The sequence below is a fragment of the Paenibacillus jepli genome (assembly GCF_047238105.1).
Lineage (GTDB): Bacteria > Bacillota > Bacilli > Paenibacillales > Paenibacillaceae > Paenibacillus_D.
Map to the genome: position 1 here is coordinate 6,094,426 of NZ_JBDFMD010000001.1, position 21,514 is coordinate 6,115,939.

Genomic DNA, 21,514 nt, shown 5'->3' on the forward strand with positions numbered 1-21,514 from the left:
AATAAATGTAACCTAGTGTCGAAAAATGGAGGGGTACCCGTCATGGCCCAAGCATGGTGGAAATCGAAAACGCTAACGAACGATGGCGAGCGCAGTCCGCAAGAGGAGTCAGTACTGCAGAGACTGGTCAATGAGTCTCAGGTGACCGTGGATCAGCTGCAGGCAGCTGTGGAAGAAGTCCATCTCGCAATGGCTGAATTGACAGCAATCGCGGACAGGTCGGCTGTCCAGGAGGAGAAATTGCGGAGCCAGAGCAAGCATGCGCTTGAGCGGATCGAAGGAACCTTCTCCTCCTTGCAGGAGGTGGCAGCGGCCGCCGAGCAGATCCAGGGTACGTCATCGCGTCTGAGCGAGGAGAGCAGCCAGACGAGAGACGTCGTGCTGGAGGTATGCCGATCGCTGACCACGACTGATCAGGTCATGAACGAGCTGTATGAGCAGAACGCGACGATGAGTCGTCATATCAGCCAACTGATCGAGCAGACCTCGCGGATTCATGAGATCAACGCTTCGATCCACGGCATCGTCTCCCAGACCTCGCTGCTCGCTCTCAATGCCTCGATCGAGGCTGCTCATGCCGGCGAAGCGGGACGCGGCTTTGCGATCGTCGCGCAAGAGATCAAGAAGCTGGCCGAACAAAGCGGCGAAGCCGTGAAGCACTCGACCATGATCGTCGAGGAGATCGAACAAGGTGTCGAGCAGGTGGTTGCATCCGTAGAGGTGGAGCGGGCTGCGGTTGCCAGCGGGATCGCCGAGATGGGATCGATCAAGGACCATATGGACCTGATCGTCGGCAGGATCCACGAGGTGGACCAGCTTGTCGGCCAATCGAGCCGGGCGAGCAGTCAGCAGAGCGAATTGACAGCAGGCACGACAGTTATGCTGGGCGATGTTGTAGAGACGGTCAATGAGACGCTGCAGCGTGTGGATGAGACATTGGAGCTGACAGAGCAGCAACGGCGTCAGATCGCCAAGCTGGATGTCGTCGGCCGTTCGCTGCAGAAGTCTTCAACCGAATTGGCAGCTTCTATAGGGAATGCCGGCATCGAGCGCAGCCAGCAGCGGGCCATGACCGAAGTGTCGGAGCTGGTGAGGCAACTGCAGCAGCTGGCAGCCGACGAAGCTCTGGTGTCTCTGGAGGAGTCGCTGCACCAGGAACGGCTGGCGGCGGTGCTGCTGGGCTCCAAGGATATTGAAGCGGTCTGGTCCAATCGCGCCGATGGCTCTTTCATCTTCTCCCTGCCCGAGGCAGGTCTTGTGAACGCCCGAGGACGCGGGTGGTGGAAGGCAGCGATGGAAGGCCGCTCGTTCACTTCGGAAGTATACATATCCGCCATCACCAAAAAAGCTTGCCTGACGCTGTCAGTTCCTATCAAGGACCGTGCCGGCTCGCCGGTCGGCGTCATTGGCGTAGATGTGCGAGTGGGATAAGCATAGCGTGTTTTCAGCCCGGCTTGCGTACAATGTTTCCATTATTGATCTGTTCTAGTGTTATGTATAGGTTTCCCGCCCCCGCAAAGAATCTGATTACGTATTGAACCGTAATCGCCGCTTTGCGGGGGTGTTTTTGTAAGTTAATCCCAGCCTCTCGGTCTGGAGACGTAGTTCGAATTCAACCCGCCGTCCATTACATCGATCCTTGGTTTTCCGTTATACTAAGGTCACAGCAGCAATCAAACAGGAGTGATGGATATGCAATCAGGGGTTTTCATGCGTGTGCTGATCGGACTCATGGTCGTGGGGGCGGGGGTGATGTTCCTTCTCAATCAGGCCGGCTATATCAACTTTGGCCTAGGCGATGTGATTCGTACGTTCTGGCCGGTCATCCTGATCGTGATCGGTGTAGGTGGTCTTCTGGACCGCAAATTTTCGTGGGAATATATGGTCCCTCTCGGTATCGGGATTTATTTCCTCGGGAGCAATCTGCATCTGTTCAGCTTTTCTATGGGCGATCTGATTCGTTTTGCCATACCGCTTGTCATTATCGGATTTGGTTTGTCGATGATCTTCAAGAAACGCGACAGCCAGCAATCGCAGCGTGAAGAGGAGTGGCAGGCCTATCCGAACGAGCAGTCGCCGATCCCGCCGGCGCCGCCGCTTCATCCGGATCCAACCAAGACGGGGGGAGCGTATGAGCAGCCGACAAGCAAGGATGACACCAGACGGGACAGAAGCGGTCCCATCCATGACGATGATAAGTATTATACCGGTTCGTCCAATGCATCCAAGGGGTATGATTACGACAAAGACTGGGAGCATAGCCACGGTCACGGCGGTCATGGTGGACATGGTGGTTATGGTGGCGGGCATGGTGGACACGGCGGCCATGGACACAGCCACGGACGCCGCGAACGAGTCGAATGGTGGAATAATGATCCCAATGTGCAGACCCGCTCCAATTTTATCGGGGACATCCATATGGGACAAGATTATTGGGAGCTGAAGCCGATGAATATCTCGCATTTTATCGGCGATACCGTGCTGGATCTGACCAAAGCCCAGATTCCGTATGGCGAAACGCGGGTGACGATCTCTTCCTTTATCGGAGACGTCAAAGTATTCATGCCGAGTGATTATGAAGTGGGTATTCATGTCGCTTCGAGCGCATTCATCGGCGATTCCAAGATACTTGACCGCAAGGAAAGTGGATTTTTCCAGAACAATCGCGTCGAGAGCAAATCGTATGAAGAATGCGATAAAAAAATCCGTCTGGTCGTCAGCACCTTCATCGGCGATGTCAAAGTGACAAAGGTCGGGTGATGCAGGGGTGATGGTGCAAATGCTTAGAAGCTCCAAGTGGGAGCTGATCCTGTTCTTCGTCTTCTCCTCGGTCATCTCCTCCGCACTGTGGTACTGGGGCATCGATCTGATGAGAGAAGCGGGTGCGGGAGAGCAGCAGAGCCGACTGACCATCCCGCTCATCATCCTGCTGGTCAATCTCGCGCTTGGCTACTGGGCGGCCCAGCGCTGGCAGCGCCGCATTGATACGCTGCACCTGGCGCTCAAGCAAGCGGCCAACGGCAATCTGGCCGTGCGGATTCCTGAAGAGGGCGCGCGCTCCTTCACAGCCGCTTTTCACGAGTTTAATGTGATGGCCCGTGCGATGGAGCGGCGGATGCAGCTGCTGCAGCGGATTGGCGAGGAGCAGGTGATGCGCGAGGCGGCTTCCAATGAAGAGGCGGTTATGGAAGAGCGCAAGCGTCTGGCCCGCGATCTGCACGATACGGTGAGCCAGCAGCTGTTCGCCATCCATATGTCGGCTTCGTCGCTGCCCAAGCTGCTGGAGATGGACTCGGAACGGTCGGAACAATTGATGCAGCAGTTGATCGAGATGTCTTCCTCCGCGCAGAAGCAGATGCGCGGATTTATTGCGCAGCTGAGGCCGATGGAGCTGGAAGGACGCTCGCTACAGCAGGCATTGGACAAGTGGTTTCCGGATTATTGCCGGCAAAATCACCTGCAAGGCGTACTCGACTGGCGTGTCGATGAGCCGCTCTCGGAAGCCAAGGAGCATCAATTTTTCCTGATCATCCAGGAAGCGATGGCCAATATCGTCAAGCACGCATCGGCGAGCAAGGCGACGCTGACGTTCTCGGAAACAGAGCATCAATTGATCCTGACCATCCAGGACGATGGCGCGGGCTTCCGTGCCGATCAAGTAAAACGAGGGTCCTACGGGTTGTCCACGATGCGCGAGCGGGCGCAGCGACTGGGCGGCGATGCCGAGATCATCAGCAAGACCGGAGGGGGCACACGGGTGCGTGTAAGCATCCCCAAATATACGTTGAAGGAGCATGAAGAGCATGAGTGAATCCGACCGCTGGCGGATTATGATCGTCGATGATCACGATATGGTGAGGGCGGGCCTGCAGACCTACCTGATGCTGGATCCGAGGTTTGAGGTAACCGCCCAAGCGTCTAATGGCGCAGAAGCGCTGCAGATGCTGAAGGACGGTGTCCCGGGAGGCGCTCCTCATATTATCCTGATGGACCTGATGATGCCTGTCATGGACGGTGTAGAGGCGACGCGCCAGATCATGGCACTGGACCCGGGCATGCGGATCGTCATGCTGACGAGCTTCCTCGAGGACGAGAAGGTGGTTGCAGCCATCGAAGCGGGCGCAGTGAGCTATGTCCTCAAGACGGTTTCCGCCGAAGAGCTGATCTATGCACTGTCCGGCGCCGTCAAAGGGATGCCGGTCATGACGAGCGATGTATCCCAGGCGCTGACGCGCGGGCTGCGGCTTCGATCCGCGCAGGGGGACGATGAAGGGCTGACTGAACGAGAACGCGAGGTGCTCCTGCTGATCGCCGAAGGGCGCACCAACAAGGAGATCGGCGAAGAGCTGCACATCAGCATCAAAACGGTCAAGACGCACGTCAGCAATCTGCTGATGAAGTGCGAGCTGGAGGACCGGACACAGCTGGCTGTATACGCGCACCGCAAGGGCTGGGCCGGCCAAGCGTAATCCACTCCGTCAACGGGACAGCAAATCGACGGCTACATTCGTTCGTCCTTATTTGACGGACATACATAAGAGCCGTGCGGTCCGGGAAGGTTAAGGGAAATGATAGAAGGAGACTTGTGATATGATACCTTTACCTTCCCGACTGGAATCGACCGAGCATGAATATTATGAAATGCTGCAGCTGCTAAAGCCTCTAGAGTTTGCCTTGGGCGGCGCCTGGGACTATAAGCAGGGCTCATTGGACCGGTACCTGGATGGAGCTCACAAGGTGTGGCTGCGTCTACCGTTTGAAGTCATCAATGGCAATCTGGACGCCGATACTTCCCAGGATGCCAAGATCCGGATGGGCCAGCCTTACGTGCTCAAGCATGTGTACAATGAAGGGCTGGATCAAGAGGCTAGAGTCAATATCGTCGGTGCGCTTTTTGACCAGTTCTCACAGCCCATCGATTCCGATGCCGAGATCGAGCCGGAGTGGGTGGAGGCAGGCAAGAAGCTGCTGGCGCAAGTAGAGCGTCTGGTTCCAAAATGACGAAAATCGGGACTTCCGGCCCGAGACAACCTTCCTGCCTGCCGGGAAGGTTTTTTTAATTTTATGTTCGTTTAAATTCCTTTTAATCTTGTTTTAAGGTACAATGTGCATCATAGATGTAGTGAAGAAAACGCTATATTGTTATCCCGGCGGACATCCGCTGAGACTATAGGTTGCGAGTAAGTATTAATCATAACGGGAGGTAAGCAGCGATGGATGACAACAACAAAAAATCGTACGATGATTTTTTTCGTTCCAACCGTCCCGAGGAGCCGAAGGATGACGAGCATCGCCAGGAACATGCGGGGCCAGCGGAAGAGCGGGACGGAGAAGGAGAGCGGAAGCCTTCCTATTACTACTCCTACGGTCCTTTCAAGGCAGTCGATCAGCAGGGCTCTGAGAGGACAGACAGCCGCTACGGCCAGGACCAAGGTCGCAGAAGCGCAGATCCAGCCATGTCCCATACGACTGACGTCCAGATTACGCCGCCGCCGCGCCCGCGTCCCTACGCGCCATCGTCTTCGGCCACAGGCAAGAATGGCTGGCAGGTCAAGGAAAAGCGCAAGTCTTCGTTCAAAGCGATGTTTGCCTCATTTATGGCCGGCGTGCTCGTCGTAGGTACGCTGATGGGACTGGCGGATTACAACAACTGGTTTACCGGCAGCGGCCTGCTGCCCGGCAATTCGTCCCAGACGACCGCATCTTCATCCGGAGAGGGTCAGCCGCCGACACCGGTATCCAGCGTACTGGACACGTCAAGACCGAACAATATCGCCCAGATTTTTGAGCAGGCATCGCCAGCTGTTGTCAAGATCGAGACGTATGCATCGGTCAATAACAGGCAAGGCGGCTCGCGGGTGGACCCGTTCTGGGATTTCTTCCGGGTCCCCTCCGCTCCCAACAATGGCGGTGAGAGCACCGTGCCGACAGGCGTCGGCTCCGGCTTTATCTTCGAGGATACCGGATATATCCTGACCAATGAGCATGTCGTCTCCAATGCCACCAGGATTGAGGTGACGCTGCAGGGTTATCCCAAAACGTTCGAAGCCCAGAAGCTCGGCTCGAGCTATGAGCTGGATCTTGCCGTGCTGAAGATCACAGATGACGAACCCTTCCCGACGCTGAAGCTAGGCGATTCCAGTGCCATCAATATTGGAGACTGGGTCGTGGCCATCGGCAACCCGCATGGCTTCGACCATACGATTACGGTTGGCGTCCTGAGCGCCAAGGAGCGTCCGATCAATATCCCGGATGCCCAAGGCGTAAGACAATATGAACACTTGCTGCAGACCGACGCTTCGATCAACCCGGGCAACTCCGGCGGTCCGCTGCTTAATACGAACGGTGAGGTTATCGGCATCAATACAGCGGTCAGCACCGACGCGCAGGGCATCGGCTTCGCAATTCCGACGAGTACGATCACCGAGGTTGTCGAGAAGCTGAAGGCCAATGAAGAGATACCGAAGGAGCCGGTACCATTCATCGGGGCTGAACTCCGCACGATCACAGATGAGTTCGCAGAGCAGCTGGAGCTTGAAGATCTGAGAGGCGCTCTGGTCAACCGGGTATACTACAGATCGCCTGCTTATCAGGGGGATCTCCGCCAGTTCGACGTCATCACCGGTATCGACGGTCAGAACATCGATACGACGGAAGCCTTGATCGAGGCGATCCAGAGCCGCCAGGTCGGCGACGAGATCGTCCTGAATGTGGTTCGAGACGGGCGGGCGCTGGAGCTCACGATCGAGCTTGGCGACCGCAACGCATTCAATCAATTGGAACAGTAACGGGAAGATAACCAGACGGGAGATGAGGAGCGCAGGAGGCCGCCCGGCCGGCCTGCGCTTTCTTCATGCCTGCTGCAGGACGCCGCGTGATTCGGTATCCGTTCCTTGGTATAATTAAGTTGGAGAAATGCAGATGCGAGACCTGTCGGGGATAGCGGTCCCGGGCAGAGAAGAAGGGGGAAACCGGGAGTGAGACCACATATCATCGTTGTCGATGATGATGAGAAGATCACGTCGCTGCTCAGACGCAGCTTGGCTTTTGAGGGATACGAGGTGACGACGGCCAGCAACGGACTGGAGGGGCTCAAGACGATGCTCGCCCATGATCCGGATCTGCTCGTCCTGGATGTGATGATGCCGCAGGTCGACGGCTGGGAGGTGTGCCGCCGGGTCCGCGAGAGCGGCAGCTCGGTGCCGATCCTCATGCTGACGGCCAAGGACGACATCAATGACCGCGTACGCGGCCTCGATCTCGGTGCCGACGACTATCTGGTGAAGCCGTTTGCGCTGGAGGAGCTGCTGGCACGGGTGCGGGCGCTGCTGCGGCGCAAGCCGGACAAGCTGGAGGAGGCAGGCAGCCGCTTGTATTTCGAAGACCTCATCCTCGATCTCGACTCGCGGGAAGCGATCCGATCCGGCCGCAGTGTGGAGCTGACGGCGAAGGAATTTGACCTGCTGCATCTATTCATGCAGAATCCCAGACGCGTGTTGACGCGGGAGACGATCATGGAGCGCATCTGGGGCTACGACTTCAGCGGCGAGTCCAATGTTCTGGAGGTCTACATTGCTATGCTGCGGCAAAAAACCGAGGACGGCGGCGCCAAACGGCTTATCCAGACTGTTCGAGGGACGGGATACGTGCTGAAGAGAAGGAGGATAAGCCATGTCCATCCGGCTGCGGCTGACGCTATGGTATTCCGGACTGCTCGCGTTTACCCTGCTGGTGTTCGGCGTATCAATCTACCTTTTTGTCAATTACTATACGTATACTGGCTTGAAGAGCCGGATTATACAGCAGGCCCAGACGATCTACATCGAGCCAAGCTATGACTTCATTGAGAAGTTCAAGCTTAATATCGACCGCCGCTCAACGATCCAGCTCAATGAATATTTCATCCAGGTGGTCAACTATGCCAACCCTTCCCAGAGCATTCGTACGCGCAATCTGCCGGAGAGCATGGCTTTTCCATTCCCTGAGGCAAGCACCCGGATGAAGCGGGAAGGCGAGTTTCGCAGCATCCGGATCGACAGCTTTCCGTTTCTCGTCTATGAAGTCCCGCTGATCCTCCGAGACGGCTCAATCGTCGGGCTGCTCCAGGTGGCGGCGATGACGGACCGCGAGGAGAATCTGCTGCGCAATGTACGGACGATTCTCGTCCTGTCTTCGCTGTTCCTGCTGGTAGCGGCGTTTACGATCGGCCTGTTTCTGGCGCGCAAGGCGCTCAAGCCGATCGAGAATGTCATCCGCGCGACCAATCAGATCGAGAACGGCTCCAATCTGAGCGTCAGGATCGCCAGAGAAGGGCCCAACGACGAAATGGGGCAGCTGACCGACACGCTGAACGGCATGCTGGAGCGTCTGGAGACGACGTACAATGAGCTGGACGGGGCCTACAAGACGCAGCGCCGCTTTGTCTCGGATGCCTCGCATGAGCTGCGAACGCCGCTGACGACGATCCGCGGCAATATCGATCTGCTGGAGAAGATGTGGGTGCCCGAGCTGCAGGCCCCCGGCGCCAAGTCCGAATCGTTCATCCGGCTGGACGCGGACAAGGCAGCTCTCTCCATGGAGGCGATGCGCGACATCTCTGACGAAGCCAAGCGGATGACCAGGCTGGTCAGTGATCTGTTATCGCTGGCGAGAGCGGATGCCGGGTATCAGATGGAGAAAACCGAGGTTGCGTTGCTGCCGCTGGTGGAAGAAGTCGCCAGGCGTGCGCAGCTGCTGCCGCGCACGGTGGAGCTGCGGCTGGGCGAGAGCCTCTCGTCGCTGGCCGATACGACGGTGCGGGGCAATGAGGATTATCTGCGCCAATTGATCTTCATCTTCATCGAAAATGCATTCAAATATACGCCGGAAGGTTATGTCGAGCTGCAGGCGATTCTTGTGAGCGGTCAGGCCGGTCTGATTATCAAGGATACGGGAATCGGGCTGGACAAGGAAGAGGTGCCTCATATCTTTGAACGATTCTACCGGGCCGACATCTCGCGCGGCAAGACCTCAGGCACCGGACTGGGCTTGTCGATCGCCAAATGGATCATCGACGAGCATGGCGGCTCGATCGAGGTCAAGACACGGCTCGGCGAAGGCACGACGTTTGTCATCTGGCTGCCGATCTTCTTTGCAGAACAGACGGATTCCGATATAATAGAAGATACCGACCGGCAGTAGCGATTGGCCGGTCAGAAAGCAGGTGAAGCGCATTGAAGGTACTGAAAATATCGCCAAGAGGTTATTGTTACGGCGTTGTCGATGCTATGGTGCTGGCCAAGCAGACGGCCAAGAACCTTGATTTGCCGAGACCGATATATATTTTGGGGATGATCGTTCATAACCGTCATGTGACCGAGTCCTTTGACAACGAAGGGATTATTACCCTGGATGGCGAGAATCGTCTGGAGATTTTGGATAAGGTGGAGAAAGGGACAGTCATCTTCACGGCACATGGCGTCTCGCCCGAGGTCCGTCAGCGGGCGCGCGACAAAGGGCTGACCGTCGTCGATGCGACCTGTCCTGACGTCACCCGGACGCACGATCTGATCCGTCAGAAGACGGAGGAGGGCTATGAGATCCTGTATCTCGGCAAGCGAGGCCACCCTGAGCCGGAAGGGGCAATCGGCGTGGCTCCGGATCGCGTCCACTTGATCGAGCGGCTTGAGGATGTCGAGCAGCTGGAGCTGCAGTCCGATAAGGTCATCATTACCAATCAGACGACGATGTCCCAATGGGATGTCAAGCATCTGATCAAGCGACTGCTTGAAGTGTTCCCGACGGCCGAGGTGCACAACGAGATCTGCATGGCGACGCAGGTGCGCCAGGAAGCGGTAGCCGAGCAGGTCGGCGAAGCGCAGCTCTGCATCGTCGTAGGCGACCCGCGCAGCAACAATTCCAACCGACTCGCTCAAGTCTCCGAGGAGATCGGCGGCGTGCCGGCGCACCGGATCTCGGATCTGAGCGAGCTCAAGCGCGAGTGGCTGGAAGGCGTAGAGACGGTAGCGGTGACTTCGGGGGCGTCCACGCCGACACCGATTACCAAAGAAGTGATCAGTTATCTGGAGCAGTACGAGCCAGCAGACCCTTCGACGTGGGAGCTCAAACGTACGATTAACATGAGCAAGCTGCTGCCTAAGATACGCGAAAAAACGAACGCCTGAAGTTCACGATGGTCCTAATGTGCCAGAAGGGCTATTGAGAGTGAAGAGCCTTCTGCAACCAGGTACTAATGGTTGACGGAGGCTTTATTTTCTTGTATAGTTACTTTATCGATTAAAAGCATAAAAGCTTAAAAGCTTAAAAGCGTATAAGCGTTGAAGCGCGAAAAGGAGAGATGAACATGATCGTCATTACTAACAAGCATGTATCGGAAGAAAGAATCGGAGAAATCGTCGCATATATCGAAAAAACCGGCGTCAAAGCTCATGTATCCCGAGGCGAGGATCGTACGGTTGTCGGCATCATCGGCCAGGCTGAACCAACTCTTGCGGAGCAGCTGCGGCAGATGAAGGATGTAGAGAACGTCATCAAGATCTCCAAATCTTACAAGCTGGCCAGCCGGGACTTCCATCCCGACGATACGATCATCGATATTAAAGGCGTCAAGATTGGCGGCGAGCATCTGGTCATCATGGGCGGCCCGTGCGCTGTCGAGAATCCGGAGCAGATCGACGAGATCGCCCGCCTTGTCAAGGCTGCAGGCGGCCAAGTGCTGCGTGGCGGCGCTTTTAAGCCGCGTACCGGACCATATAGCTTCCAGGGTGTGGGAGTCGAGGGTCTGGCGATGATGGCCGAAGCGGGCAAAAAGCACGGCCTGCTGACCATCACCGAAGTGATGACGCCGGAATATGTCGATGTATGTGCCGAATATGCCGATATCCTGCAGGTGGGGACGCGCAATATGCAGAACTTCGACCTTCTGCGCAAGCTCGGTACGATTCAGACACCGGTTCTTCTCAAGCGGGGCTTCAGCAGTACCTATGATGAGTTCCTCAACGCGGCCGAATACATCCTGGCCGGCGGCAATCCGAACGTCATGCTGTGCGAACGCGGCATCCGCACTTTCGAGCAGTATACGCGCAATACGCTGGACTTGACTGCGATTCCTGTGCTTCAACAGCTTAGCCATCTGCCGGTGATCTCCGACCCGAGCCACGGCACCGGCCGCAGAGAGCTGGTCGAGCCGATGTCCAAGGCGTCGGTAGCAGCCGGAGCCAACGGTCTGATCATCGAGATGCACACGGATCCCGACAATTCGATGACCGGCGATGGCGTCCAATCGCTGTTCCCGGATCAGTTCGCAGCGCTGCTGAAGGATCTGGAGAAGCTGGGCGAGCTCGTCGGCCGCAGGTTTGACACCGAGAAAGCGCCGGCCGAAGCATTTGCAACATGGAAAAAATAACGCCAACCGCTCCGCCATGCCATTCCGAGAGGAATGCATGGCTTTTTTTGTGTTGATAGCTAAAGCTGAACATTCGGTTTGACGGAAATGTGAACATTCCTCAAAAAATGTGAGAATACCTTACACTTGCTTAAAAAATACCTGACATAAGTATTGACGATGCAGATTGCTCGTTTTATAATTACGACAGAGTTTAAAGCGAAACTTGAACAATTTGGGTTTAAATCAACGTTAATGTTCGGAAATGGAGGAAATTTTAGATGTCAGCTCAAAAAGTGTTGGACCTGGTTAAAGAAAATAGCATTCAATTCGTGGATTTCCGTTTCGTGGACCTTTCCGGTCGCGCGCATCACATCACACTGCCCGCTTCGGAGGTGGATGCTGATACATTCGTAAACGGCGTTGCATTCGACGGTTCCTCGATTCCCGGGTTCCGCGGGATCGAAGAATCCGATATGGTCATGATGCCGGATACTGAGGCGGTTTATGTTGATCCGTTCACAGACCATCCGACACTGAACGTTATGTGTAACATTCATACGCCGGAAGGCGACCGTTACGATCGCGATCCGCGCAGCATCGCTCACAAAGCTGAAGAGTATCTCAAAACGGCCGGCGTGGGCACGGATGCCTTCTTCGCGCCGGAGTCCGAGTTCTTTATCTTCGACGACGTTCGTTACGAGAGTTCCATGAATACGGCCTTTTATTCGGTCGATTCCGAAGAAGCGGATTGGAACACAGGACGTAAAGAAGAGGGCGGCAACCTGGGCTTTAAGGTCGGCGTTAAAGGCGGCTATGTGCCAGTAGCTCCTATGGATACTCAACAGGATATCCGCAGTGAGATGGTACGTCTGATGCAGGAAACCGGCCTTCGCGTCGAGCGTCATCACCATGAAGTGGCGACTGCAGGTCAAGGCGAGATCAACTTCCGCTTCGACACGCTGACCAAGACGGCCGACAACCTTCTCAAATACAAATATATCGTGCATAATGTCGCTCGCCAATACGGCAAAACGGCAACCTTCATGCCTAAGCCGATGTTCGGCGACAACGGCAGCGGCATGCACGTCCACACGTCGCTGTTCGACAATGGCGAGCCGCTGTTCTACGAGAAAGGCGCCTATGCCAACCTGAGCCAAACGGCTCTCCATTACATCGGCGGCATTCTGTACCATGCTCCGGCTTTGATCGCGCTCACGAACCCGAGCACGAATTCGTTCAAGCGTCTGGTACCTGGCTACGAAGCTCCGGTTAACCTGGTCTTCTCCAGAGGCAACCGTTCTGCAGCTGTCCGTATTCCAGTGGCTGCCGTTACACCAAAAGGCTGTCGTATCGAATTCCGTACGCCTGACTCCACTGCCAATCCATATCTGGCATTTGCCGCTATGCTGATGGCTGGTCTGGACGGGATCAAGCGCAAGCTGGATCCGAAGGAACTGGGCTATGGACCATTCGACAAGAACATCTATGAGCTCTCCGACGAAGAAAAGGCCGAGATCCGCAGCGTTCCTGGGTCCCTGGACGAAGCGCTCGACGCCCTGGAAGCTGATTCCGAGTTCCTGACGGAAGGCGGCGTGTTCTCGCAGGACTTCATCGCCAACTACGTGGCGTTCAAGCGTCAAGAAGCCAAAGCCGTATCGATCCGTGTACATCCGCACGAGTACAGCCTGTACTTCGACTGCTAATTGCACTCATAGAGTCTATCCTATCGGAAGGCGAGTCCTGGCAACGGGATTCGCTTTTTTCTTTTGTTTGTAAGTCGAATAGGCAGTTCTGGGCCTAGAGGACTTGAACCCCAGGTCCAAACTTGCTATGATTAGCGTTATATATACATAGCAACTATCCAATGAAACTAGAGGTGGAGTACGGTGACCAAACGGGCGTTTAACTTTAATGCCGGACCGGCTGCGCTGCCGCTTGAGGTGCTGCAGCAAGCCCAGGAACAATTTGTCGATTATCACGGTGCAGGGATGTCTATTATGGAGATGTCGCACCGCAGCAGCCAATATGAGCAAGTGAACAATGATGCCCAGGCACTTATGAGACGGCTCTTCGCCATACCAGACCATTATCATGTTCTTTTCCTCCAGGGCGGTGCCAGCACCCAGTTCGCCATGGTGCCGATGAATCTGCTGCAGCCCGGTCGGGCGGGAGCTTATGTCATGACCGGCAGCTGGGCGAAGAAGGCACTCAAGGAAGCACAGACAATCGGCGAGACCGCGATCGCGGCCAGCTCGGAAGCCGACAGCTTCACCCGGATTCCGGGCCTCAGCGACATCGTGGTGCCGGCTGAGGCGGCTTATCTGCATATCACCTCCAATGAGACGATCGAAGGCACGCAATATGCAGCCTATCCCAATGTGTCGGATCATGCGACGCTGATCGCCGACATGTCCAGCGATATCTTGTCGCGTCCTGTCGATGTCAGCAAGTTCGGACTCATCTACGCCGGTGCCCAGAAGAACCTTGGCCCGTCGGGCGTGACGCTGGTCATCATCCGTGATGATCTGGCGGCGGACAGCCCGAAATCGGTGCCGACGATGCTGCGCTACGATACCCATGTCAAAGCCAAATCACTCTACAATACACCGCCATCCTTTTCGGTCTATATGGTCAAGCTGATGCTGGAGTGGATCGAGGCCAGAGGCGGGGTGGCTCAGGTCGAGCAGTACAATCGCGACAAGACCAAGCTGATCTATGACACCATCGACCAGAGTGGCGGATTCTATCGTGGCGTGGCTCAGGCGGCGAGCCGGTCGCTCATGAATATTACGTTCCGTATACATGATGCCGAGCTGGAGAAGCGGTTTATCCAGCAGTCGGAGGACCAGGGCTTCGTTGGCTTGAAGGGGCACCGCGATGTCGGCGGATTGCGGGCTTCGACGTACAATTCTGTGCCGCTGGAGAGCTGCAGGGCGCTTGCGGAGTTTATGAAGGAATTCCAGAAGAACAACGGTTAAGACGGCATCTTGCCGGGCCGACACATTTACACAGCAAGAAGCCTTTTGCCGCTGCGGCGCATCGGCAAAAGGCTTCTTTGGTTTGAATAAGTGCGGCAAGCGATTCTTCTAGCCTGAAGAGTCTTTGAGCTGTGGTCCGGTCAGCTTATAGCCGACATTGCGGACGGTCATAATATATTCCGGCGAACGCGCATTTTTCTCGATCTTATCCCGCAGATGACTGATGTGGACGTCGACGATCCGGGTATCGCCCAGAAAATGATAATCCCAGACCCCGTGAAGCAGCTGCTGCCGGCTGAGCACTTTGCCCCGGTGGCTGCAGAGGAACAGCAACAGCTCGAATTCTTTGGGAGTCAGATCAACAGGCTGCCCATCAAGGTGGACCTCACGCTGCTCGCCATTCACCCGCAGACGGCCAAATTCGTAAGCCTGGCCCTCGCCGGCAGAAGGAAGCGACTGAACCCTGCGGAAGACGGCCTGGATGCGTGAGATCAACTCCTGCGGACTGAACGGCTTGGTCATATAATCATCCGCCCCATTGTCGAGTCCGGCAATTTTGTCGGTTACATCCTGCAAAGCCGTCAGCATGACGATCGGCACGGCGTTTTGCTGCTTGCGCAGCTCGCGGCATACCTGGATACCGTCCATCTTGGGAAGCATCAGATCCAGGACGATCAGATCGGGCCGGTAAGGCTTGAGCATATCGAATACCGCTTCGCCATCCTCTACGCAACGGACGTCGAAGCCGGCAAGCTTAAGATTGAACTCGATCAGCATCGAGATGGATGGCTCGTCGTCGACGACCAATATTTTCTTTTTCATCGCTTAAGCTCCTTTTTCGGCTTATGTGATCCCATTATGACACGGGACGTTCTGCGGCAGGTTAAGCTTACGTTAACCGAATGTAAAATTTATAATTATAATCGCGGAGGAATAACTATGGCCTTGCACATCGTACTTGTCGAACCTGAGATTCCAGCCAACACCGGCAATATCGCACGCACCTGTGCAGCGACGGGAGCCCATCTGCATCTGGTGCGTCCGCTGGGCTTCCAAACGGATGATCGCACCTTGAAGCGCGCTGGACTGGATTATTGGCATGCCGTCAACGTCGCTTATTATGACAGCTTCTCTGAGCTTAAAGAGCGATTCCCGGCCGGCCGGTTTTTCTTTGCCAGCACGCGCGCCGAGAAACGGTATACGGAGTTCAGCTATCGGGACGGTGATTTTTTTGTTTTCGGCAAAGAGACCAAGGGACTGCCGCAGGAGCTGCTGGCTGCTCATCCTGACACTTGTCTGCGGCTGCCTATGACGGGCGATGTACGATCGCTTAATCTGTCTAACAGCGCGGCTGTCGTCGTCTTTGAAGCGTTGCGTCAGCTGGACTACCCCGGTATGAGTTGAGGCACCCTAGCATCTCCTGTTTCAAAACGAATCTCATCGTTTAAAAACATAAAATGAGCAACGAGCCAGCAATTGGGTGACGCTTGCCGTTCTATTTGAAGCCGATTCGCCTTGCAGTTGCAGAATACTAAGAAATAACGGATGACGGAAGGAAACGGTGTGAACGTCGCGAAGGTTATGATACACGGAGGTTCACAAAAAAGACTATCAATTTAGACACAGGAGTGGTGAATACAGTGAAACCGGCAGGAGTTGTACGCAAAGTTGACCAATTGGGCCGTATCGTGCTACCCAAATCATTGCGCAAGCGATATCAGATGAATGAAGGCGATCCTGTAGAAATTCTGGTGCAAGGCGACCATATTATACTGGAGCGATATCGGCCGAGATGTGTATTCTGTACGTCGATGGAGGATGTGCATGAGTTCAAAGAGCGTTATTTGTGCGCCGCCTGCGCCAGCGATATGAGTCAGATGCGCGCATAGCGCAGAACGTGACACATAAAGAAGCCCCCGGATCTTGGATCCGGGGGCTTCTGCTTGTCAGATTCAGTTTTGATCAGGGTTACAATCCCTTGGTCTTATCATCATTGTACGATGAGGTGAAGATAGCGAGCAAAAACATCACCATGACAATCATGATTACCCAAAACGTTCGGGTAAACTCCATTGGAAACTCCATAACGCACACCTCCAGTAAACTGCTTATATTATACCCAAACCGGGAAGAAAAGAAAACTTCAAATGTTGTGAACAGATTGTTACAGTTCCTTTGGCGCGATCCGGTTGCCCATCCCGGGGTTTAGGCGTACAATGAAGAATAGCAGTTTTTTGCCGCTTTGATCGCGGCCACTATGACACAGATGGGAAGAAGAGAGATGGACTATCGTATTTCTGAACGTATCGGCAAGCTGCATTCGTCTGCGGTTCGGGATATTTTGAAGCTCACGCAGGGGAAGGAGATTATCTCGTTTGCGGGGGGATTGCCGGCTGAGGAACTGTTCCCCCTTCAGGCGGTGCAGGACGCTGCAGCAAGGGTGTTCGAGAAAGGCAGCAGCTCGCTGCAATATGGCCTGACCGAAGGCTATCTGCCTCTGCGGGAGCAGCTGTGCGGCCGGATGTCGGCCAAGGGTATGACGGTCGATCCCGACCAGATCATCCTCACGACGGGGTCCCAGCAGGCGCTCGATCTGCTCTCCCGGGTATTGACGAATCCGGGGGATGTTGTACTTGTCGAGAATCCGACGTATCTGTCGAGCCTTCAGGTCTTCAGTATGCACGGACTTACCGTCATCCCGGTGGAGAGCGACAAGGACGGCATGATCATCGGGTCGCTGGAGTCGCTGCTGCGTCAGCACAGGCCGGCCATGGTCTATGTCGTCCCCACCTTCGGCAACCCGACAGGCCGGGTCTGGAGCCTCGAACGCCGTCAAGGGCTGTTGTCGCTATGCCGTGAGCATGGTGTGCCGATCCTGGAGGACGATCCATATGGCGACATCCGGTTCGACCCGGATGCCCACTATCCGACATTGTACTCGCTGGATGGCGGCGGCGATGGTGGTGCCGTATTCTATATGGGGAGCTTCTCCAAGACGGTCGCGCCGGCATTGCGCACGGGATGGGCAATGGGAGACCGAGGCATCGTCCGCAACCTGGCCAAAGCCAAGCAGGCATCCGACCTGCATTCGAGTACGCTGGATCAGCAGACGCTCAGCGAGCTGATCGCCCATTATCCGCTGGATGACCATATCCGCCGCGTATCGGCGGCTTACGGCTCCCGGATGCGACAGATGCAGCAGCTGCTGCTGCAGCGGAGGTGGAGCGAGCTGACTTGGGAAGAACCTCAGGGGGGCATGTTCCTGTGGCTGGAGCTGCCGGATGGACTCGACGCCGAGGCATTGCTCCGTGCATCCGTTACCAAAGGCGTGGCCTTCGTCCCCGGTTCGCCGTTCTTCGCCGGCGTACCTAAACGCAACACGGCGCGTCTGAACTTTACGTATACCGAAGGCGAACGGATGCGTCAGGGTATCGAGCGATTCGCCGAGGCGGTTGATGAATTTCTGGCACGCTGCTAATTGTGAGAAGACGTCGAATCAGGTACCGTCATTCGCCAGCGGCGGATGATCTCGGCGTACTGCTCCAGCGCTGCTGTGCCGGCTGGCCGGAGCCGGTAGACGCCCCGTTCGACCCGCTCGAACCAGCCGTAGTAATCTTTCTGGAGGATGTCCGCCGCCTTGCTGCAGCCGCTGAGCTCAGCGACGCGGCGCGGCGCCGCGGTTCCTGCCGCCTGCAGCGCCCAGGCGCAGCGCAGCGCTCTCTCCCGATAGGCGGTAACCAGCTGCACGCTGCGGATGCCGCCGATGTTGTAGTCGCCGCTGCGCTCGCGGAATTCCTGGAGCAATCTGGCCTCCCTTGTTCTCCGTCTGCCCGCTCGGGGCAGTTCGCCCGGCTCGCAGAGCACCTCTATAAATGGCGCCTTCGTCTTAAAGAAGGTGACGGTGATCAGGCCGAGTCCGAGCATCCGGCAGAGCTCGGTGAGCTCGCCGAATCGCTGGTTATGAGCGCCGCTTTTTTTGCGGTTGCGCTCTACGGCCAGGATAACCTGGTCGCTTAATCGGAGACGTTCAACCCCTTGCAGCAGCAGGGCGAGGTTGAACGTCTTTTTCATCTCGACGATCAGCAGCTCCTCTTCGCCCGGTCTGACGGCTACCAAATCGCAGTTCTTGACCTCGCCCTTCACTTCATACCCCCTCGCTTCAAAGAATTGCTTGAGCGGGGGGTAAAGCTCGGCTTCTTCCTTTACAGCCACTTGGCATCCCTGCCTTTCCTTAGAGGTGGTTCAAAAACTCCGCTTTTGATCACGAAGTCATTCCAGAGAAGCGGACTCGACATCGAATCTTGAATAAAGTCGGAACTTCCGGTGCTCACGTAGCTCCCACTACGCTCCGCTCCTCATTTCCTCCTGTCTTCAACCTTCTCGGTGCTGAAAACCGAATTTTTGAACTCGATTTAAAGAGGTGGTTCAAAAACTCCGCTTTTGATCACGAAATCAAGGTGTATTCCTAAAAGTCCATTATACCACAGGGCTTGTATCAGCTCACCTTCCACGCGGGGTTAGATGCCCGGCAGGGCCCAGCAAAAACAGCGGCAGCGGATTAAAAAAGGGGCAACTTCGCCCAGTCCACTGCATAGTTATGTAATACTTCAAAAAAAGATAGTGTTCGCGTTGGCGTGGGATCAGGCCAGACCTGGCGCAAAGAGACGAGGAGAGCATCAGGAGCGATGGGAGGAGGTTCGGTATGGATATTTTCGAGAAAATATCGCAGTATAACGCAGAGAGTGAGCAGTTATTGTGGACGGGTTCGTTTAAGGAATATATTGATATCCTCAAAAAAGACCCCACACCGGCGATGACGGCACACTCGCGGGTCTATGCGATGATCGAAGCTATGGGCACGGAGGAAATAAACGGACGCAGACGCTACAAGTTTTTTGAGCAGGAGATCTTCGGACTGGACCGGGCTGTGGAAAAGCTGGTGGAGGAATACTTTCACTCTGCTGCCCGCAGGCTGGATGTCCGCAAACGGATCCTCTTGCTAATGGGTCCTGTGAGCGGGGGCAAATCAACGATAGTTACGATGCTGAAAAAAGGGCTGGAACGCTTCTCCAGAACGGAGAAGGGGGCCGTATATGCGATCAAAGGTTGCCCGATGCATGAGGAGCCGCTGCACCTGATCCCTCATGAACTGCGCAAGGATGTAGAAAAGGAACTGGGTGTACGAATAGAAGGCAATCTATGCCCCTCGTGCCAGATGAGGCTGCGGACCGAGTACAATGGGCGGATCGAGGATGTGCAGGTGGAAAGGGTGCTGATCTCCGAGGACAACCGGATTGGCATCGGGACCTTCAGTCCTTCAGATCCCAAATCCCAGGATATCGCCGACCTGACGGGCAGCATCGACTTCTCAACCATCACGGAGTACGGCTCCGAGTCCGATCCGCGGGCCTATCGGTTCGACGGCGAGCTGAATAAAGCCAACCGGGGATTGATGGAATTCCAGGAAATGCTCAAGTGTGATGAGAAATTCCTGTGGAATCTCCTCTCGCTGACGCAGGAGGGCAATTTCAAGGCGGGCCGGTTCGCGCTGATCTCGGCCGATGAGCTGATCATTGCCCATACCAACGAAACCGAGTATAAATCGTTTATTAGCAACAAGAAGAACGAAGCGCTGCAGTCCCGCATGATCGTCATGCCGATTCCCTATAACCTCAAGGTATCGGAGGAAGAAAAAATCTACAGCAAGCTGATCCAGCAAAGCGACATGAAGCATATCCATATTGCGCCCCATGCCTTGCGAGCTGCAGCGATCTTCTCGATCCTGACCCGGCTCAAGGACACCAAAAAGCAGGGCATGGATGTAGTGAAGAAGATGCGTATGTATGACGGTGAAGAGGTAGAGGGCTTCAAGGAAGCGGATCTGAAGGAGATGCAAAACGAATATACCGACGAAGGCATGTCGGGCATCGATCCGCGTTATGTCATCAACCGTATCTCCAGTGCGCTGATCAAGCAGGATCTGCAATGCATCAATGCGCTTGATGTGCTGCGGGCGCTCAAGGACGGACTCGACCAGCATCCGTCGATTACGAAGGAGGAGCGGGAGAAGTATCTCAATTATATTTCCGTGGCGCGCAAAGAATATGATAACCTCGCAAAAAAGGAAATCCAGAAGGCTTTTGTTTATTCCTTCGAAGAGTCGGCGCGCACGCTGTTTGAGAATTATCTGGATAATATCGAAGCATTCTGCAACTGGAGCAAGATCAAGGACCTGCTTACCGGGGAAGAGATGGATCCCGACGAGCGCCTGATGCGGTCGATCGAGGAGCAGATCGGCATCTCCGAGAATGCCAAGAAGGCATTCCGTGAAGAAATACTGATCCGGATCTCCACTTACTCACGAAAAGGCAAACGGTTCGACTATGCCAGTCATGACCGCCTGCGCGAAGCGATCGAGAAGAAGCTGTTCACAGATCTAAAGGACATCGTCAAAATTACGACCTCGACCAAGACGCCGGATGAGTCCCAACTCAAGCGGATTAATGAGGTCACCAAACGGTTGATGGATGATCATGGCTACTGTCCTGTATGCGCCAACGAGCTGCTGAGGTACGTAGGAAGCCTGCTAAACAGATAATCTAATAGAAATCGAAGCAGACTGCCCAGGTGCAATGTCATTAGCATCTTAATGACGTTGCACCACCCGTGGTCTGCTTTTTTTCATGGTATCGGCACATTTTGCGATTGTTGATAAAGGAACATACGTTCTGTATAATAAAGAGGCCAGTATAGAGGACGGAGGAGATACGATGCGTTTTTTGTTAGTTGGTCAGGATGGTTTGTTGAAGGAAGTGGCGATCTCGGAAGTGCTGTTGATCACGCTGACGACCAGCGGACCGCTGTTTCACACGGCATCCGGGGTGTACCGTTATGCGCGGACGATGTCGCAGCTGCTGCCAAGCCTCCAGGAGCATGGATTCGAGACGTTGGATCGCGGCAATATCGTTAACCTTGACCGGGTCGGGCATTACGATCCTGTATCCAGAGTCGTTTATTTTGAGGAGACGGACGAATCGGACATCAGAGCATCGGTGTCGGCTGCGGGAGTCCGGAAGCTGCCTGACCGGCTGCTCGAATCAACGGCCCTGTACATGACGGTCGCCGCATCATGATTAATGCGCTTTCAAAT

18 protein-coding genes and 1 pseudogene are annotated in these 21,514 nt (G+C 55.3%); 17 read left to right on the plus strand and 2 right to left on the minus strand.

Annotation, left to right across the window (positions count from 1 at the left end; translation table 11 throughout):
* The first annotated feature begins 42 nt into the window (after window positions 1-42).
* The 12 genes and pseudogenes from ABC336_RS25745 to serC all read left to right on the plus strand — a co-directional run bounded on the left by ABC336_RS25745 (window position 43) and on the right by serC (window position 14,364).
* Complete coding sequence (locus ABC336_RS25745; protein ID WP_413241373.1) at window positions 43-1,431, plus strand: methyl-accepting chemotaxis protein; 1,389 nt, start codon at window positions 43-45, stop codon at window positions 1,429-1,431.
* 261 nt (window positions 1,432-1,692) lie between these two features.
* Window positions 1,693-2,760 (plus strand): cell wall-active antibiotics response protein LiaF, encoded by a 1,068-nt coding sequence (gene liaF, locus ABC336_RS25750; protein ID WP_413241374.1) that lies wholly within the window; start codon window positions 1,693-1,695, stop codon window positions 2,758-2,760.
* 7 nt (window positions 2,761-2,767) lie between these two features.
* On the plus strand, window positions 2,768-3,811 hold the full coding sequence (locus ABC336_RS25755) for a HAMP domain-containing sensor histidine kinase (RefSeq protein WP_413241375.1): 1,044 nt from the start codon (window positions 2,768-2,770) through the stop codon (window positions 3,809-3,811).
* A complete protein-coding gene (locus tag ABC336_RS25760) occupies window positions 3,804-4,469 on the plus strand; it encodes a response regulator (RefSeq protein ID WP_413241376.1) in 666 nt (221 codons plus the stop codon). Before ABC336_RS25755 ends, ABC336_RS25760 begins: the two co-directional genes overlap by 8 nt.
* A gap of 121 nt (window positions 4,470-4,590) precedes the next feature.
* Entirely contained in the window at window positions 4,591-5,001 is a 411-nt protein-coding gene (locus tag ABC336_RS25765; RefSeq protein ID WP_413241377.1) for a YugN family protein, read from the plus strand.
* Between the two features lie 212 nt (window positions 5,002-5,213).
* Complete coding sequence (locus ABC336_RS25770; protein WP_413241378.1) at window positions 5,214-6,788, plus strand: S1C family serine protease; 1,575 nt, start codon at window positions 5,214-5,216, stop codon at window positions 6,786-6,788.
* A gap of 189 nt (window positions 6,789-6,977) precedes the next feature.
* A pseudogene (locus ABC336_RS25775) lies at window positions 6,978-7,655 on the plus strand (response regulator transcription factor); the annotation flags it as partial.
* Window positions 7,656-7,671: 16 nt separating this feature from the next.
* On the plus strand, window positions 7,672-9,180 hold the full coding sequence (locus ABC336_RS25780; protein WP_413241379.1) for a sensor histidine kinase: 1,509 nt from the start codon (window positions 7,672-7,674) through the stop codon (window positions 9,178-9,180).
* Window positions 9,181-9,212: 32 nt separating this feature from the next.
* Window positions 9,213-10,163 (plus strand): 4-hydroxy-3-methylbut-2-enyl diphosphate reductase, encoded by a 951-nt coding sequence (locus tag ABC336_RS25785; RefSeq protein ID WP_413241380.1) that lies wholly within the window; start codon window positions 9,213-9,215, stop codon window positions 10,161-10,163.
* A 179-nt stretch (window positions 10,164-10,342) separates the two neighbouring features.
* Entirely contained in the window at window positions 10,343-11,404 is a 1,062-nt protein-coding gene (aroF, locus tag ABC336_RS25790; protein WP_413241381.1) for a 3-deoxy-7-phosphoheptulonate synthase, read from the plus strand.
* A gap of 260 nt (window positions 11,405-11,664) precedes the next feature.
* A complete protein-coding gene (gene glnA, locus ABC336_RS25795; protein WP_413241382.1) occupies window positions 11,665-13,089 on the plus strand; it encodes a type I glutamate--ammonia ligase in 1,425 nt (474 codons plus the stop codon).
* 183 nt (window positions 13,090-13,272) lie between these two features.
* Window positions 13,273-14,364: a 3-phosphoserine/phosphohydroxythreonine transaminase gene (gene serC / locus ABC336_RS25800; protein WP_413241383.1), complete on the plus strand. Its 1,092-nt coding sequence runs from the start codon at window positions 13,273-13,275 to the stop codon at window positions 14,362-14,364.
* Window positions 14,365-14,472: 108 nt separating this feature from the next.
* On the opposite strand, the gene ABC336_RS25805 is transcribed toward serC, so the two are convergent.
* Window positions 14,473-15,186 carry a response regulator transcription factor gene (locus ABC336_RS25805; RefSeq protein WP_413241384.1) on the minus strand — a complete coding sequence of 238 codons (714 nt, stop codon included), beginning with the start codon at window positions 15,184-15,186 and terminating at the stop codon, window positions 14,473-14,475.
* A gap of 117 nt (window positions 15,187-15,303) precedes the next feature.
* Between ABC336_RS25805 and trmL the strand changes: the two genes are divergently transcribed.
* The 3 genes from trmL (at window position 15,304) to ABC336_RS25820 (ending at window position 17,842) form a co-directional block, all read left to right on the plus strand.
* Complete coding sequence (trmL, locus tag ABC336_RS25810) at window positions 15,304-15,768, plus strand: tRNA (uridine(34)/cytosine(34)/5-carboxymethylaminomethyluridine(34)-2'-O)-methyltransferase TrmL (protein WP_413241385.1); 465 nt, start codon at window positions 15,304-15,306, stop codon at window positions 15,766-15,768.
* Between the two features lie 236 nt (window positions 15,769-16,004).
* A complete protein-coding gene (locus ABC336_RS25815) occupies window positions 16,005-16,253 on the plus strand; it encodes an AbrB/MazE/SpoVT family DNA-binding domain-containing protein (protein ID WP_413241386.1) in 249 nt (82 codons plus the stop codon).
* A gap of 392 nt (window positions 16,254-16,645) precedes the next feature.
* Window positions 16,646-17,842, plus strand: a complete 1,197-nt coding sequence (locus ABC336_RS25820) for an aminotransferase-like domain-containing protein (protein WP_413241387.1) — start codon at window positions 16,646-16,648, stop codon at window positions 17,840-17,842.
* Here ABC336_RS25820 and ABC336_RS25825 read toward each other — a convergent pair.
* The gene (locus ABC336_RS25825; RefSeq protein WP_413241388.1) at window positions 17,839-18,576 is read right to left on the minus strand and encodes a DUF2161 domain-containing phosphodiesterase; all 738 of its coding nucleotides are present in this window, start codon (window positions 18,574-18,576) and stop codon (window positions 17,839-17,841) included. The genes ABC336_RS25820 and ABC336_RS25825 overlap by 4 nt on opposite strands.
* 490 nt (window positions 18,577-19,066) lie before the next feature.
* On the opposite strand from ABC336_RS25825, the gene ABC336_RS25830 reads away from it, so the two are divergent.
* Together ABC336_RS25830 and ABC336_RS25835 are read left to right on the plus strand one after the other, a co-directional pair.
* Window positions 19,067-20,962 (plus strand): PrkA family serine protein kinase, encoded by a 1,896-nt coding sequence (locus ABC336_RS25830; RefSeq protein WP_413241389.1) that lies wholly within the window; start codon window positions 19,067-19,069, stop codon window positions 20,960-20,962.
* A gap of 172 nt (window positions 20,963-21,134) precedes the next feature.
* Window positions 21,135-21,497 (plus strand): LytTR family transcriptional regulator DNA-binding domain-containing protein, encoded by a 363-nt coding sequence (locus ABC336_RS25835; RefSeq protein ID WP_413241390.1) that lies wholly within the window; start codon window positions 21,135-21,137, stop codon window positions 21,495-21,497.
* Window positions 21,498-21,514: the final 17 nt, after the last annotated feature.